This is a genomic window from Pseudomonas sp. LBUM1663 (assembly GCF_059695905.1).
The window spans coordinates 4,948,966-4,964,131 of the sequence record NZ_CP166792.1 but is presented as its reverse complement, the minus strand read 5'-3'; the positions used below and the strand labels follow the sequence as shown (position 1 = coordinate 4,964,131).

Genomic DNA, 15,166 nt, shown 5'->3' with positions numbered 1-15,166 from the left:
AGTTTGCATCTCTGGCACAGACACGCCGCCATCGCTGGCAGGCCAGCTCTCACAGTTTGATCTCCATCGGTTTTGAGATATGCGTTCATTTACGGGCTAGCATTGGCCCATGCCTTCATCACTGTTTTCGTTTCGGATTGCCCTCCATGACTGCCCATCGAATTGGTTTCCTGATTTGGCCCAGCACTAAAGCACTGACGCTTGCGCTGGCTGAGGAGGCCTTGCGTGTTGCCCAGCGTGTGCATCCGGATGTTGTCTACGAATTGTCGTTTTTGCAGGCCGAGCCACCGACCGAAGGCGCCTGGCAATTGCCGGGTGAGCCGTGGGCCGGCAAGCTCGAAAACTTCCAGAAACTGTTTCTGCTCGCCGATGAGCCGCCGACCACCCTCGCGCCGGCGCTCAGCAGTTCGCTGAAACAACTGGTGCGCGCCGGTTGCGTGATCGGCGGTTTGTCCGCCGGTGTCTACCCATTGGCGCAATTGGGTTTGCTCGACGGTTATCGCGCTGCCGTGCATTGGCGCTGGCAGGACGATTTCGCCGAACGTTTCCCCAAAGTCATCGCCACCAGCCACCTGTTCGATTGGGATCGCGATCGATTGACCGCGTGTGGCGGCCTGTCGGTTCTCGATCTGTTGCTGGCGGTGTTGGCTCGTGATCACGGCGCCGAACTGGCAGGTGCTGTCTCCGAAGAACTGGTGGTCGAGCGTATCCGCGAGGGCGGTGAACGCCAGCGCATTCCACTGCAGAACCGCCTCGGTTCCAGTCATCCGAAGCTCACCCAGGCGGTGTTGCTGATGGAAGCCAACATCGAAGAACCGCTGACCACCGACGAAATCGCCCAACACGTGTGCGTGTCCCGTCGACAGCTGGAGCGGATCTTCAAGCAATACCTCAACCGCGTGCCGAGCCAGTACTACCTGGAACTGCGCCTGAACAAGGCCCGGCAGATGTTGATGCAAACCAGCAAGTCGATCATCCAGATCGGCCTGTCGTGTGGCTTCTCTTCGGGGCCGCACTTCTCCAGCGCCTATCGCAACTTCTTCGGCGCCACGCCGCGGGAAGATCGCAACCAGCGGCGCAGCAGCAGTCCATTCGAGTTGTCGTCGGTGCCGTCCGAGCGCGGCTGATTTACTCGTCGATCTCGGAACCCTCTGAGGTGGACACCTGCATTTCACCTCGGTTGATGACCTCGTCCACGCCAAAATCCGCACGGGTCAGTTCAAAGTAGCGGACCAGTCGCGCAAGGCTTTCCTCCGAAAACGGATTGCCTCTCAAGGTGATGTTTTCAGCCACCTCCACTGGCAATTCCAGCAGGTCGCTCGGCACCTCGGTAATCGCATTCATGCTCAGGTCGACCCAGTCCAGATCCGTCAGATGAAGCAGGCCATCGGGTATTTCAGTGATGCCGGCGTCGTTGAGCAGCACGGTCGACAGTTCGGGCATTTGGCTTAGATCCGGCGTGCGCCCCAGCGGGTTGAAGCCCAGGTCGAGGTAATCCAGCTGCTCCATTCCCGCCAATGCACTTGCCGTCTCTGCCGACAAGCTGACCCGGCAATCGGGAAGCGACAGCGTGCGCAGTCGCCCCATATTGAAGACCGAATCGGGAATGTCACCGAGGTCACACTCGCGCAGCCTCAGGCTCTTGAGGTTGGCAAAGGATTCGAGGAAACGCCCCAGTCGTGTAGCGCCCTGGGCACTGTGCACCTCCAGCGCGGAAACATGGCTGAAGTCTGCACTCAGGGTCGGCAGTTCTCCATTGATGACCGGACGAACCCTGAGTTCGAACGTCGGCTCAAGTGTGTCGTTGAAATCATCCAGTTCAGACTCACGCTGCCAACACTTCTCAAGTGCCTGCTTGAATTCGTCTCGGTTGGCGTGCTCGGCAGCGAGTTGGTCGGCGCTGAACGCTTCGCCTGTCACGGGGTGCCGGTCCGGAACATCGGCAGTCCAGGCAGACAAATCATTTTTCAGTTGGGTGAGCTCTTCTTCAAGGCGCGTCAGATAGGTGCGGCCATCCTCCAGGCTTCCCGGCAATTCGTAGACGAACTCGCTTGCCTGCTCGACTTCCATGCTGGGGTACAGCGCCTTGACCCGATCAACATCGGCCTCGGGGGCAAAGACACCCATGTCGTAGGCGGTCTCGAAGTGGTGTTGTTTGATCAATTCTCGGGCGCTGTTCGAAAGCGGGTTGTGTGTGAGGTGCAGGCCGCGCTTGTCGTACAGCGAACTCTCGAATAACCCGGCAGGCAACTCGCTGATGCGGTTGTTCATCAACAAGAGGGTTTCAAGCTTCGGGTGTTGTAGAAGGCTGGCCGGAATCCCTGTCAGGCGGGTATCGCTCAGGTCCAGGTGCTCCAGCTCGATCATCGTGTCGATACGCGGCAGGGTTTCAAACGTATTTTTGTACAGGTCCAGCATGGCCAGTTTGTTCAATGACGTCAGTTTCGACCAAGCGGCGGCGTCGACCGTGATGCCGCAATCGCTTAACACCAAGGCGTGAAGGTCTGGCATTCGACTGATGGGGTCGGGGAGGGTGGCCAGGGAAAAGCGGCGCAACTCCAGGCGGCGCAGCCCGCTGAAACCCTGTAGAAACACGGGAATGCCTTGCGCGCTGCGGGTACCTTCCAGGGACAGCAGCGATACATGGCTGAAGTCGGCATTCAGTGACGGCAAGTCACCGAGGATCGGCTCTGCAAACCTGAGCACATATTGGGTCACCCCCTCCGGTGTGTCGAAATCCCGGTCGGACTGTCGCCGCCAGCTGCGCTGGATTTCCTGGGCCAGCAAACGGCGATTGTTTCGCTCGGCGTGTTGCTCCAGCTCGCTGAGCGGGCGCCCGGTTTCAGGATGGGCAGTGGGTGAGTCACTGACCCAGACGCGCAGGTCCTGATGCAGTCGGGCCAATTCCCTCCTCAAACGTGAAAGTTCCACGCGAGCGCCATCGGGATGAAGTTGCAGTCCCTGAACAATGGACTGCATTTCTTCCGGAGGCAGGTTGGGGTAAACCTCGCGAACCCGGTCGTTGAGCGTCGGTGTCTCGCGGTTGATTCGACTGTAGCCCTCGGCACCACCGGGCAGGCGCATGGTGGTCGGGTCATAGAACGGTTTTCGATGGGGATTTTTGGCGAACAGCCTGCGTAAACCCGGTTGCTCCAGCGCGTGTTCGGCGATGCGCTGTTTAAGTGCCCGGGCGTCTGCGATCGAAGGGTTCAGCTTGTTGCGTTGCGCATCCGGCAGTGCCTGGAACAGGGCCTGATAAAAATCACCCGGCGTCGAACCATCGTCTTGGTGAACCTGGTAAGTCCCGTCTTCAGCACGAACCAGTGTTTTTTGAATGGGCGCATCGGCCTGGCCAATGCTGTCGCGCAACGTCCCCTCGGCCGAGTAGTCCCGCACTTCGATACGCAACTCGGCTGGCAAATCGGGCAGTGAGTTCAGGCTTTGCAAGGCCAGTCGGTGGGTGTCGGTGGTGTCCAGCGCTTCGGAATAAAAGCCTTCACTGGCCCGGCTCGCGCGCACGGCTTCCATGGCTTTGAGCGCAGCATCCTTGTGTCGCTGGGGTGTGCGGCCGGAGTGCAACTGTTTCAGTTCGGTGCCGGACGCATTGCTCACCAGTTCCTCGGCGATATCGGTGGGTAGTCCCTTTACGTCATCGAGCAGCCGCTGGACGTGCAGGTCATCGGTTTTTTCCAGTGCGCGATAGCGTAGATCGAACAGCGATTTGCGGAAATTGCGGGCGAGTTCGGCGGTCCGCTGTCTGAAGGCTGATGTTTGGGCTTGCGGGGTCGGCATCGGCGTGTCGACAGGCCAGGCGTCGTAGCCGCTCAGCAGTTGATGTTGCAGGGTCACGTCGGCTTTTCGATAGTGCTCGGGTTGCTCACTGCCGATCTGCTCGATAAAGGTGTCGATGTCCTGGTTGATCTTGAAGCGCTTGATCGTGTCGGTCAGCAGCGAAGGCGGACGGTAATGTTCGGCATGCATCTCGCGCACGGCGTTGTCGTGAAAACCGCTGACCCGCAGGACCTGCTCGCGCTCGGCGTTGCTGAACGACTCGACATCCTGGCCGAGACGACGCATGACCGTTTCCCGATCCCACTCCAGCGGTTGCTCCAGCTCGGTGTGCCAGGCGCCGTGGTTGTTGTGCAGTAAAGAAGGCTGATAAGCATCGGCGCGGGTTGGGTGCTCGATCTGAAACGCGCCGGATGTGCCGTCGGGTTTCACGGCATACAGTTTTCCTTCCAGGGGCAGCAGCGTCTTTGTCCCATGGCGATAGAGTCCAAGCTGATCGGGTTTTGCGCCTTCGGGCAGGCTCTGTGCGTGTTCGTAAGGGGTCAGATCCGGCTTCCAGTAGCGGATTTTTCCTTTCGGCGTTGTGACGGGTTTCAGCGAGTCGACCAACGTGACCGTTTCGCGTGAAAGCAAACGGCTGAAGGCGCCGGCAGCGATCGCACCCCCCACCGCGAATGTGCCCACCTCAACCACTGTTTCAGCGAGTGCGATCAGATGCCCGACGGCCTCTTTTTTCAGGCCTTCGGCCAACTCCACAATGCCTTCGAACGTTTCATCGAGTAACTGGTAGGCCATGTAACCCAGCATCACTTCGCCGAGAAGCGGGACGAACGGCAATGCCACGAACGTCGCGATTTCAAGGAGTATCGATGCCACTTTGCTGAAGGCGTCCCACGATGCCCATCGTGCGTTTCGGTCGGCAGAGGCGGTGGAGACGGCCAGCGTGCTGGCATCGTTGAGGATTTTGTTCAGTTGTCGCTGATAGAGATGATTCCACAGGTCAGCGTTGAACGGCGTCATCGAAAACCGCAGGTTGGGCCTGTCGATGGGCGTTTCACGCCAGCTCGGCAGTGGGTCGCCACGCGTGTGCTGATGCCAGGTCACGCGCTGCAGACGAAGGTTGAGATCAGCAAAAAAATGGCCCCTTTCCTTGTGCTCGACAAAGCGGCTGAAGAACGCCTGGTAGGCCGGGGCGCGCAGCTTGCGGGTCAGTTCGGTCATGAACGCCAGAGTGTTCGGGTATTCCTTGAGTGGATGCTCTGGATCGTCGGGAATGTAGGCAATGATCCGTGTTCCCTTACGGGCGCGCTCCAGGCTCGGCGCGAAAATGACAATCCCGGTCAGGGAGGAAGACATGATAGTCAGGTCATGGCCGTACAGCGGTTGGCCATTAAGGCGCGCCCCGGAACGTCCTTCCACAAGACGCAGGATCGAGTGATAGGCGTCATCTGGAATGTCCTTGCGGATATGGGCCATTTGCAGCGCCGCTTTGAGTGCCGTTTTGTGCGAGCTGATCACCTTCGCTTTCAACACCGCGCCAGCCACCGGGTTGGTCAGCCCCAGGTTGTCTTTGAGGTACTTGTTGTACCGGGCGCCGATGTCCAGTTCCCGGCACAGCCGCACAAAGGCTGCGACGGTCAGTTTCTGTTTGACCGCGGGCAGCGTATCGAACTGCCCTGCGGGCGATGGTTCGGTAATGAATGTCGAGGCGGGCTCGTAAGCCTCAGCCGCCATTTCCGATTCCTGAAAGTTATGCAGGACGGCGTCGAGCAGCGACACGGTCCAGGTGCGTGCGGCGCCCGTCTTGATTCCGAACCAGGGCACGGTTTGCGGGATGTACAGGCGCAGGAAAGTGGTGTTGACGTCCAGTTCCAGATCAAATCGGCTGTTCAAGGCTTCGCTTAGGAGAGGTTCGGCGAAGGCGCGTGCGCTTTGCAGTTTCGACAGCGTTGAGTCCAGGCGATTTCGCTGGGTCCAGTGTTCCTGGCTGAGCCTTTTCAGCGACTGGTGTTGGAGGGATGTCGCTGTGGCGTGCCAGTACGGCGTGGCAAGCGAGGCGGTTTTGAGGGCGTCGCGTGTGGTGGCCGATGCTTCCAATACCCAGGTCGGCAGATTGTTGAACAGGTGATGGTAGTGATCGTCCGGCTGCGTGGCGAATTCATTGCCGGTGGCATTAGAGGGGCGATCGTTTTCGTGTCGACTCATGCGCTATTCCCTTAGCGTTTGGATGAGTCGCCAGCAAAACAGACGATGACGGGTCTGGTGCGGTACATATTTACCGCACCACTCGACAAGCCTGCCTTTAACCTGTGCCGGCAGTTTAAACTGCGCCTTTGCGACCCTATATGTCGCATTGCCGTAAACCCGGGAAAAACCGGGGTTTGCGCTATAAGAAGTTGTCGCTTGGCGGCAAGGCCGGGCTTAAAACTGTCCTTACAATCCCCCCATCGCTCGCCAGTTTCCGGCGAGTGTTCCTCTTCAGGAGACTCCGATGTCCGTTGAGCACGCTGCGGTAGAACGCGCCGATTTCGACCAGGTAATGGTTCCCAACTACGCGCCTGCCGCATTCATTCCTGTGCGTGGTGCCGGTTCCCGTGTCTGGGACCAGTCTGGCCGCGAGCTGATCGACTTCGCCGGCGGGATTGCCGTTAACGTATTGGGCCATGCGCACCCGGCGCTGGTCGGTGCCTTGACCGAGCAGGCGAACAAGCTGTGGCACGTGTCCAACGTGTTCACCAATGAGCCGGCCTTGCGCCTGGCGCATAAGCTGATCAACGCCACCTTTGCCGAGCGTGCTTTCTTCTGCAACTCCGGCGCCGAAGCCAACGAGGCCGCTTTCAAGCTGGCCCGTCGCGTCGGTTTTGATCGGTTCGGCAGCGAGAAGTACGAAATCATCGCCGCGCTCAACAGCTTCCACGGCCGTACTCTGTTCACCGTGAACGTCGGTGGCCAGTCGAAGTATTCCGATGGCTTCGGTCCGAAGATCACCGGTATCACCCACGTGCCGTACAACGATCTGGCCGCTTTGAAAGCCGCCATTTCCGACAAGACCTGCGCCGTGGTCCTGGAGCCGATCCAGGGCGAGAGCGGTGTGATCCCGGCTGAACTTGAGTACCTGCAAGGCGCCCGTGATCTGTGCACCGCGCACAACGCGCTGCTGATCTTCGACGAAGTGCAGACTGGCATGGGTCGTACCGGCCATCTGTTCGCCTATCAGCATTACGGCGTGGTCCCGGACATCCTGACCAGCGCCAAGAGCCTGGGCGGTGGTTTCCCGATCGCGGCGATGCTGACCACCGAAGACCTGGCCAAACACCTGGTCGTTGGCACTCACGGCACTACTTACGGCGGCAACCCGCTGGCGTGCGCGGTCGCGGAAGCGGTGATCGACGTGGTCAACACCCCTGAAGTGCTGGCCGGCGTAAAGGCCAAGCACAACAAGTTCAAGGCGCGCCTGGAGCAGATCGGCGAGAAATACGCCATCTTCACCAAGGTCCGCGGTATGGGCCTGTTGATTGGTTGCGTGCTGAGCGATGCCTGGAAAGGCAAGGCCAAAGACATCTTCAACGCCGCCGAACGTGAAGGCCTGATGATTCTGCAAGCCGGCCCGGACGTGGTGCGTTTCGCGCCAAGCCTGGTGGTTGAAGACGCCGATATCGACGAGGGCCTGGACCGCTTCGAACGCGCCGTGGCCAAGCTGACGCAAGCCTGATAGACCCTTCGGCGCCTGGCATTTCAGGCGTCGATCCAAATTTTTGTTTCGGGCTGGATCAAAAGTGTGGGAGCTAGCCTGCTAGCGATGAGGGCCTGATAGCCAACATCATTGTTGCCTGACAGGACGATATCGCTAGCAGGCTAGCTCCCACAGTTGACTCTGAGTTGTTTCAGGGTGGCCCGGGATTTTTTCTTCTGTAAGTTCTGAGATTAAGGAGTGACACCATGCTGGTGATGCGCCCCGCGCAAATGGCTGATCTGGGCGAGGTACAGCGTCTGGCTGCGGACAGCCCGATTGGTGTCACTTCCTTGCCGGATGACGTTGAACGCCTGAGCGACAAGATCGCCGCAAGCGAAGCCTCGTTTTCCGCTGAAGTCAGCTTCAACGGTGAAGAAAGCTATTTCTTCGTCCTCGAAGACTCGGTGACCGGAAAATTGGTCGGTTGCTCTGCAATCGTTGCCTCCGCCGGTTACTCCGAGCCGTTCTACAGCTTCCGTAATGAAACCTTCGTGCACGCCTCCCGCGAGCTGAAGATTCATAACAAGATTCACGTGCTCTCGCAGTGCCATGACCTGACCGGCAACAGCTTGCTTACCAGTTTCTACGTGCAGCGCGAGCTGGTGGGTTCGCCGTGGGCCGAGCTCAATTCCCGTGGTCGTCTGCTGTTCGTCGCCAGCCATCCGGAGCGTTTTGCCGATTCCGTGGTGACCGAGATCGTCGGTTACAGCGACGAAAATGGCGATTCACCGTTCTGGGACGCGATCGGTCGCAACTTCTTCGACCTCAATTACGCCGCAGCCGAGCGTCTGTGCGGTCTGAAGAGCCGGACCTTCCTCGCCGAGCTGATGCCGCATTACCCGATCTACGTGCCTTTGCTGCCGGACACCGCTCAAGAAGCAATGGGCCAGGTGCACCCACGCGCACAGATCACCTTCGACATCCTGATGCGCGAAGGCTTCGAGACCGATCACTACATCGACATTTTCGACGGCGGCCCGACGTTACATGCCCGCGTTTCCGGGATTCGTTCGATTGCCCAGAGCCGTGTGGTACCGGTGAAAATTGGCGAGGCGGTCAAAGGCGTCGGACGTCAGTACCTGGTGGCCAACGCCCAGTTGCAGGATTACCGCGCGGTATTGCTCGAACTCGATTACGCGCCGGGCAAACCCGTGACCCTGGATCTGGAAGCGGCCGAAGCCCTGGGCGTCGGTGAAGGTGCGAGCGTGCGCCTGGTGGCGGTTTAACGACTGCTTGAGTGTTTAGAAAGCAGCGAAGTTTCGCGGGTGGCGCAAGCGGCCCGTTTGAGGAGATAGCATGATCGTTCGTCCTGTACGCAGCAGCGATTTACCCGCTCTGATCGACCTGGCCCGCAGCACCGGCACCGGCCTGACCACCTTGCCGGCCAACGAAGAACGTCTGGCCCATCGGGTCGGCTGGGCCGAGAAGACCTTTCGCGGTGAAGCCGGGCGGGGCGATGCAGACTACCTGTTCGTGCTCGAAGACGACGACGGCCGCGTGGTGGGCATTTCCGCCATCGCCGGCGCTGTCGGCCTGCGTGAGCCCTGGTACAACTTCCGGGTCGGCCTGACGGTCAGCGCCTCGCAAGAGCTGAACATCTACCGCGAGATTCCGACGCTGTTCCTGGCCAACGACCTGACCGGCAACTCTGAATTGTGCTCGCTGTTCCTCCACGCCGATTACCGCACGGGCCTCAACGGCCGCATGCTGGCCAAGGCGCGGATGCTGTTCATCGCCGAGTTCTCGCAGCTGTTTGGCAACAAGATCATTGCCGAGATGCGCGGCGTGTCCGACGAAGCCGGGCGCTCGCCATTCTGGGAGAGCCTGGGCCGTCACTTCTTCAAGATGGAATTCAGCCAGGCCGATTACCTGACCGGCGTGGGCAACAAGGCGTTCATCGCCGAATTGATGCCGAAATTCCCGCTGTACACCTGCTTCCTGTCGCCAGACGCGCGCAACGTCATCGGTCAGGTTCACCCGGACACCGAGCCGGCGCTGGCCATGCTCAAGAGCGAAGGTTTCAGCTACCAAGGCTACGTCGACATCTTCGACGCCGGCCCTGCGGTCGAGTGCGAAACCGGCAAGATCCGCGCAGTGCGCGACAGCCAGGCACTGGTGTTGGCCATCGGCACACCAGGTGATGACGCTACACCGTTCCTGATTCACAACCGCAAGCGCGAAGACTGCCGGATCACTGCCGCGCCAGCACGTTTCGCCGCCGGTACGTTGGTCGTCGATCCGCTGACCGCCAAACGTCTTCAACTCAACGCCGGCGATCAAGTGCGCGCCGTTCCGTTGTCTGCTGCCAGGGAGTCGAAATAATGAATTCGCTATACATCGCAGGTGAATGGCTGGCCGGTCAGGGCGAAGCTTTCCAGTCGCTGAACCCGGTGACCCAGCAAGTGCTGTGGACCGGCGAGGGCGCGACCGCCGCTCAGGTTGAGTCGGCCGTGCAGGCTGCTCGTCAGGCGTTTCCGGGCTGGGCCCGTCGCACCCTGGACGAGCGCATTACCGTGCTTGAAGCCTTTGCCGCCGCGCTGAAAAACCACGCTGACGAACTGGCCCGCACCATTGGTGAGGAAACCGGTAAACCGTTGTGGGAATCGGCGACCGAAGTGACCAGCATGGTCAACAAGATTGCGATCTCGGTGCAGAGCTACCGCGAGCGTACCGGCGAGAAGAGCGGCCCGCTGGGCGACGCCACCGCCGTGCTGCGCCACAAGCCACACGGCGTGGTGGCGGTGTTCGGGCCTTACAACTTCCCGGGCCACTTGCCGAATGGGCACATCGTTCCGGCGCTGCTGGCGGGTAACAGCGTGCTGTTCAAACCCAGCGAACTGACCCCGAAAGTCGCCGAGCTGACGGTTAAATGCTGGATCGAAGCAGGCCTGCCGGCAGGCGTGCTGAACCTGCTGCAAGGCGCTCGCGAAACCGGTATCGCCCTGGCGGCAAATCCGGGCATCGACGGCTTGTTCTTCACCGGTTCGAGCCGCACCGGCAATCACCTGCACCAGCAATTCGCCGGTCGTCCGGACAAGATCCTCGCGTTGGAGATGGGCGGTAACAACCCGCTGGTGGTGGATCAGGTTGCGGACCTCGATGCTGCCGTTTACACCATCATCCAGTCGGCATTCATTTCCGCCGGCCAACGTTGCACCTGTGCCCGTCGCTTGCTGGTGCCGCAGGGCGCCTGGGGCGATACCTTGCTGGCGCGTCTGGTGGCGGTCAGCTCGACGATTGAAGTCGGTGCGTTTGATCAGCAACCGGCACCGTTCATGGGGTCGGTGATTTCCCTCGGTGCTGCGAAAGCGCTGATGGATGCGCAAGAACACCTGCTGGCCAATGGCGCCGTGGCACTCCTGGAAATGACTCAACCTCAGGCGCAAGCCGCGTTGCTGACACCGGGCATCCTGGACGTGACGGCTGTCGCCGATCGTCCTGACGAGGAGCTGTTCGGCCCGCTGCTGCAAGTGATCCGCTACGCTGATTTTGAAGCGGCGATTGCTGAAGCCAACGACACGGACTATGGCCTCGCGGCTGGCTTGCTGTCGGATTCCGAAGCGCGTTATCAGCAGTTCTGGCTGGAAAGCCGTGCCGGTATCGTCAACTGGAACAAGCAGCTGACCGGCGCCGCGAGCAGCGCGCCATTCGGCGGTGTCGGCGCCTCGGGCAACCACCGCGCCAGCGCCTACTACGCCGCAGATTACTGCGCGTACCCGGTGGCGTCGCTCGAAACCCCGAGCCTGGTGTTGCCTGCATCGCTTACGCCTGGCGTGAAGATGGCGTGATGCCCATCGCCAGCAGGCTGGCTCCCACAGGTTCGGTGGTGTCCACACATTTTGTGTACGACCCAATCACTGTGGGAGCCAGCCTGCTGGCGATGGCCGCGACGCGGCCTTACTGAATAGTTACTGAAGCCATAACAACAGATTCTCGTGGAGCCTCGCTGATGAAATCCTATGAAGTCAACTTTGACGGTCTAGTGGGGCCGACCCATAACTACGGCGGTTTGTCCTACGGCAACGTCGCGTCCCAGAGCAACAGCCAGCAGTCTTCGAACCCGAAGGAAGCTGCGCTGCAAGGCCTGGCGAAAATGAAAGCGCTGATGGAAATGGGCTTTCAGCAAGGCGTTCTGGCACCCCAGGAACGTCCAGACGTAGCCGCCCTGCGCCGCCTGGGCTTCAGCGGCACCGACGCTCAAGTGATCGAGAAAGCAGCTAAAGACGCGATGCCATTGCTGGTCGCCAGTTGCTCGGCGTCGAGCATGTGGGTGGCCAACGCCGCCACGGTCAGCCCGAGTGCCGACACCGCCGACGGTCGCGTGCATTTCACCGCCGCCAACCTCAACTGCAAATACCACCGCAGCATCGAACACCCGACCACCAGCCGCGTGCTGGGCGCGATGTTCGCTGATCAGAAGCACTTCGCTCACCACGCCGCCTTGCCGGCGGTGGCGCAGTTCGGCGACGAAGGCGCGGCGAACCACACCCGTTTCTGCCGTGAATACGGTGAAGCCGGCGTCGAGTTCTTCGTGTTCGGTCGCAGTGCGTTCGACACCCGCTACCCGGCACCCCAGAAGTACCCGGCGCGCCAGACCCTCGAAGCCTCGCAAGCCGTTGCTCGCCTGCACGGCTTGAGCGATGACGGCGTGGTCTACGCCCAGCAGAACCCTTCGGTGATCGATCAGGGCGTGTTCCACAACGACGTGATTGCGGTGGGTAACGGCGAGGTGCTGTTCTATCACGAGGACGCGTTCCTCGACACCGAGCAGATGCTCGCTGAATTGCAGGGCAAACTCGCAAAAGTCGGTGGGAAATTCCAGTCAATCTGCGTACCGCGTTCAGCCGTCACCGTCGAAGACGCCGTCCGCTCCTACCTGTTCAATAGCCAACTGCTGACTCGTCCCGACGGTTCGATGCTGTTGATCGTGCCGGAAGAATGCCGTGGCAACGAACGCGTCTGGCAATACCTGCAAGGTTTGACCAGCTCCGGCGGCCTGATCCGCGAAGTGAAGGTTTTCGATCTGAAACAAAGTATGCAGAACGGCGGTGGCCCGGCTTGCCTGCGGTTACGTGTCGCACTGAATGAAACCGAACTGGCGGCGGTCAACCCAGGGGTTATCATGACGGCACCGTTGTACGGCACGTTGACCGAATGGGTCGACAAGCACTACCGCGACCGCATGGCCGAAACCGACCTGGCGGACCCGCAATTGCTGCTTGAGTGCCGGACGGCACTGGATGAACTGACGCAAATCCTTAAACTGGGCGCGGTTTATCCTTTCCAGATCAATTGAACGTCGAGAGCGTAAAAAACATGAGCGATACCCTGCAGCTGATCCTTGAAGACACCGACGGCACGCAACTGGAAACTTCCTGCACCCGCGTCGCGGTCCTGTGGCAAGGCAAAGAGCTGTGGATCCAGCAGGACGGCCGCGGCCAACTGCTGATCGGCGTGGACGTTGAAGAAGGTGACGCTGAATACGCAAACCTGCTGCTGCGCCCATTGGCGACTAATCTGGTAAGTCTGCAACTGGAAATGGAACCGGCTGAAGTCGGCGACGAAGACCACGTGCACGGCCCGGATTGCGCACACGACCACTAAGGAAACCGCTCTATGCTCGCCCTCGGCAAACTGCTTGAACTGACCCTCGCCGGCCGCGAACCGGCGGAGAAGACTCAACTGACTGTCGAAGGCGTGCGCATGCGCTGGTTGAGCGAAGGCGCGCTGGAAGTCCGGCCGCCTGAAGCTCGCGACAATGGCCTGGACCTGCTCCTGTCGGCAGGCATCCATGGCAACGAAACAGCGCCGATCGAGCTGCTCGATCGCCTGTTGCATGACATCGCCCGCGGCGACTTGAAACCGCGCGCACGTATTCTGTTCCTGTTCGGCAACCCGGAAGCAATTCGCAAAGGCGATCGCTTCATCGAGCAGGACGTCAATCGGCTGTTCAACGGCCGTCACGAACAAACCAGCGGCTCCGAAGCCCTGCGCGCCTGTGAACTGGAGCGGCTGGCGGCGAGTTTTTTCAGCCTGCCGGACCGTAGCCGTCTGCATTACGACCTGCACACCGCGATTCGTGGCTCGAAAATCGAGCAGTTCGCGTTGTATCCCTGGAAAGAAGGGCGCCAGCATTCACGCCTCGAGCTGGCCCGTTTGCGTGCTGCCGGTATGGAAGCGGTGCTGCTGCAAAACAAGCCGTCGATCGTGTTCAGCTCCTACACCTACGACAAACTCGGTGCCGAGTCTTTTACCCTTGAACTGGGCAAGGCGCGGCCGTTTGGGCAGAACGACGGAGTGAACGTCTCGCTGCTTGAGACCCGCCTCCAGCAGATCATCGAAGGCAACGAGCCTTCGGTGACCGACGAAGGCCTGGACGGTTTGCAGTTGTTCAGCGTGGCGCGCGAAATCATCAAGCACAGCGATAGCTTCCGCCTGAACCTGCCGGCGGACATCGAGAACTTTTCGGAATTGGACGTGGGTTACGTGCTGGCCGAGGACATCGCCCAGACCCGCTGGATCATCGAAGAGAAGGGCGCCCGGATTATTTTCCCGAACCCCAAGGTCAAGAACGGCCTGCGTGCCGGCATCCTGATCGTGCCGACTACCGACGAAAACCTCGCCTGAATTCACCGCAAAACCAATGTGGGAGCTAGCCTGCTAGCGATTGCAATGTGTCAGTCACCCTAGTTGTCGACTGATACTCCGCTATCGCCAGCAGGCTAGCTCCCACAGTTATGTCCGGTGTTTAGACGGCTACCGCGCGTGGCTCACTGCGACGCAACGCACGCATCTTGTGCAGCGTATCCGCACAGGTCTTCGCCGCTTCCTGGCCTTTATGCACGAAATGCTCGAAGAAGAACTTCTGATGCTCTTCGCCGGCATGGAAGTGGTGCGGGGTTAAAACCACCGAGAACACCGGCACTTCGGTCTCCAGCTGAACCTGCATCAGGCCGCTGATCACCGACTGGGCGACGAATTCGTGACGGTAGATGCCGCCGTCGACCACCAGGCCTGCCGCGACGATGCCGGCATAACGGCCGGACTTGGCCAGCAGCTTGGCGTGCAGTGGAATTTCAAAGGCGCCGCCGACTTCGAAGAAATCGATCTCCGATTCCTGATAACCCTGAGCAATCATTTCGGCAACGAAGCCTTTACGGCTCTGGTCGACAATTTCCTTGTGCCAGCAGGCCTGGATGAACGCAACGCGCTCGCCCTGATGGTTTTTGCTTTTGCTATCGATTGCGGTGGGTTGCATGTTCTGACTCCTGTTTATGTAAAAAACAGGGCATATGAATCGAATGGGATTTAAGGGTACGCACGCTCGCACGAATGCCCGCGGACGGCCCTTTGGCGCCAATCCCGTTCTCTCTTCATCCGGACTATGACCGTCGGCCCCGGGATCACACCGGGTCTGCTGACCTTGCCGCCAGACACCGCCGAAACCGTGTCTGTCACCAAGCGCTCGCGGGCTATGCACATTGCGCACAATTACCGCCGGTGGGGAGTTGCACCCCGCCCTGAGAACGTTTTGCCGCCAGATTGTTTGGCGGCGAAGCGTTTTTAACACATATTTCCGAGCCGTGCATTGCTGCTATCTGATGATTGCTATCGACTTTTTCGCTCGCTTGACGGGTCTTTTCA

The 15,166-nt window shown here is 60.0% G+C and carries 10 protein-coding genes and 1 riboswitch; of the genes, 8 read left to right on the top strand and 2 right to left on the bottom strand.

Features of this window, described 5'->3' with window-relative positions; all coding sequences use genetic code 11:
- The first annotated feature begins 146 nt into the window (after positions 1–146).
- Positions 147–1,127: a GlxA family transcriptional regulator gene (locus ACA075_RS22760; protein ID WP_010457247.1), complete on the top strand. Its 981-nt coding sequence runs from the start codon at positions 147–149 to the stop codon at positions 1,125–1,127.
- A gap of 1 nt (position 1,128) precedes the next feature.
- On the opposite strand, the gene ACA075_RS22755 is transcribed toward ACA075_RS22760, so the two are convergent.
- Entirely contained in the window at positions 1,129–5,994 is a 4,866-nt protein-coding gene (locus ACA075_RS22755; RefSeq protein ID WP_497295482.1) for a dermonecrotic toxin domain-containing protein, read from the bottom strand.
- A 286-nt stretch (positions 5,995–6,280) separates the two neighbouring features.
- On the opposite strand from ACA075_RS22755, the gene ACA075_RS22750 reads away from it, so the two are divergent.
- The 7 genes from ACA075_RS22750 (at position 6,281) to astE (ending at position 14,149) form a co-directional block, all read left to right on the top strand.
- Positions 6,281–7,501: an aspartate aminotransferase family protein gene (locus ACA075_RS22750; RefSeq protein WP_497295480.1), complete on the top strand. Its 1,221-nt coding sequence runs from the start codon at positions 6,281–6,283 to the stop codon at positions 7,499–7,501.
- A 227-nt stretch (positions 7,502–7,728) separates the two neighbouring features.
- Positions 7,729–8,748: an arginine/ornithine succinyltransferase subunit alpha gene (aruF, locus tag ACA075_RS22745; protein WP_497295479.1), complete on the top strand. Its 1,020-nt coding sequence runs from the start codon at positions 7,729–7,731 to the stop codon at positions 8,746–8,748.
- A gap of 70 nt (positions 8,749–8,818) precedes the next feature.
- A complete protein-coding gene (gene astA, locus ACA075_RS22740; protein ID WP_219097186.1) occupies positions 8,819–9,844 on the top strand; it encodes an arginine N-succinyltransferase in 1,026 nt (341 codons plus the stop codon).
- Complete coding sequence (gene astD / locus ACA075_RS22735; RefSeq protein WP_219097192.1) at positions 9,841–11,310, top strand: succinylglutamate-semialdehyde dehydrogenase; 1,470 nt, start codon at positions 9,841–9,843, stop codon at positions 11,308–11,310. Before astA ends, astD begins: the two co-directional genes overlap by 4 nt.
- Before the next feature lie 161 nt (positions 11,311–11,471).
- On the top strand, positions 11,472–12,818 hold the full coding sequence (astB, locus tag ACA075_RS22730) for an N-succinylarginine dihydrolase (RefSeq protein WP_010457236.1): 1,347 nt from the start codon (positions 11,472–11,474) through the stop codon (positions 12,816–12,818).
- Positions 12,819–12,838: 20 nt separating this feature from the next.
- On the top strand, positions 12,839–13,126 hold the full coding sequence (locus ACA075_RS22725; protein WP_010457234.1) for a hypothetical protein: 288 nt from the start codon (positions 12,839–12,841) through the stop codon (positions 13,124–13,126).
- A 12-nt stretch (positions 13,127–13,138) separates the two neighbouring features.
- Positions 13,139–14,149, top strand: a complete 1,011-nt coding sequence (gene astE / locus ACA075_RS22720; RefSeq protein ID WP_497295478.1) for a succinylglutamate desuccinylase — start codon at positions 13,139–13,141, stop codon at positions 14,147–14,149.
- A gap of 121 nt (positions 14,150–14,270) precedes the next feature.
- On the opposite strand, the gene ACA075_RS22715 is transcribed toward astE, so the two are convergent.
- Positions 14,271–14,780: a 6,7-dimethyl-8-ribityllumazine synthase gene (locus ACA075_RS22715; protein ID WP_007943897.1), complete on the bottom strand. Its 510-nt coding sequence runs from the start codon at positions 14,778–14,780 to the stop codon at positions 14,271–14,273.
- A gap of 102 nt (positions 14,781–14,882) precedes the next feature.
- Positions 14,883–15,054, bottom strand: a riboswitch (FMN riboswitch).
- Positions 15,055–15,166 lie beyond the last annotated feature (112 nt).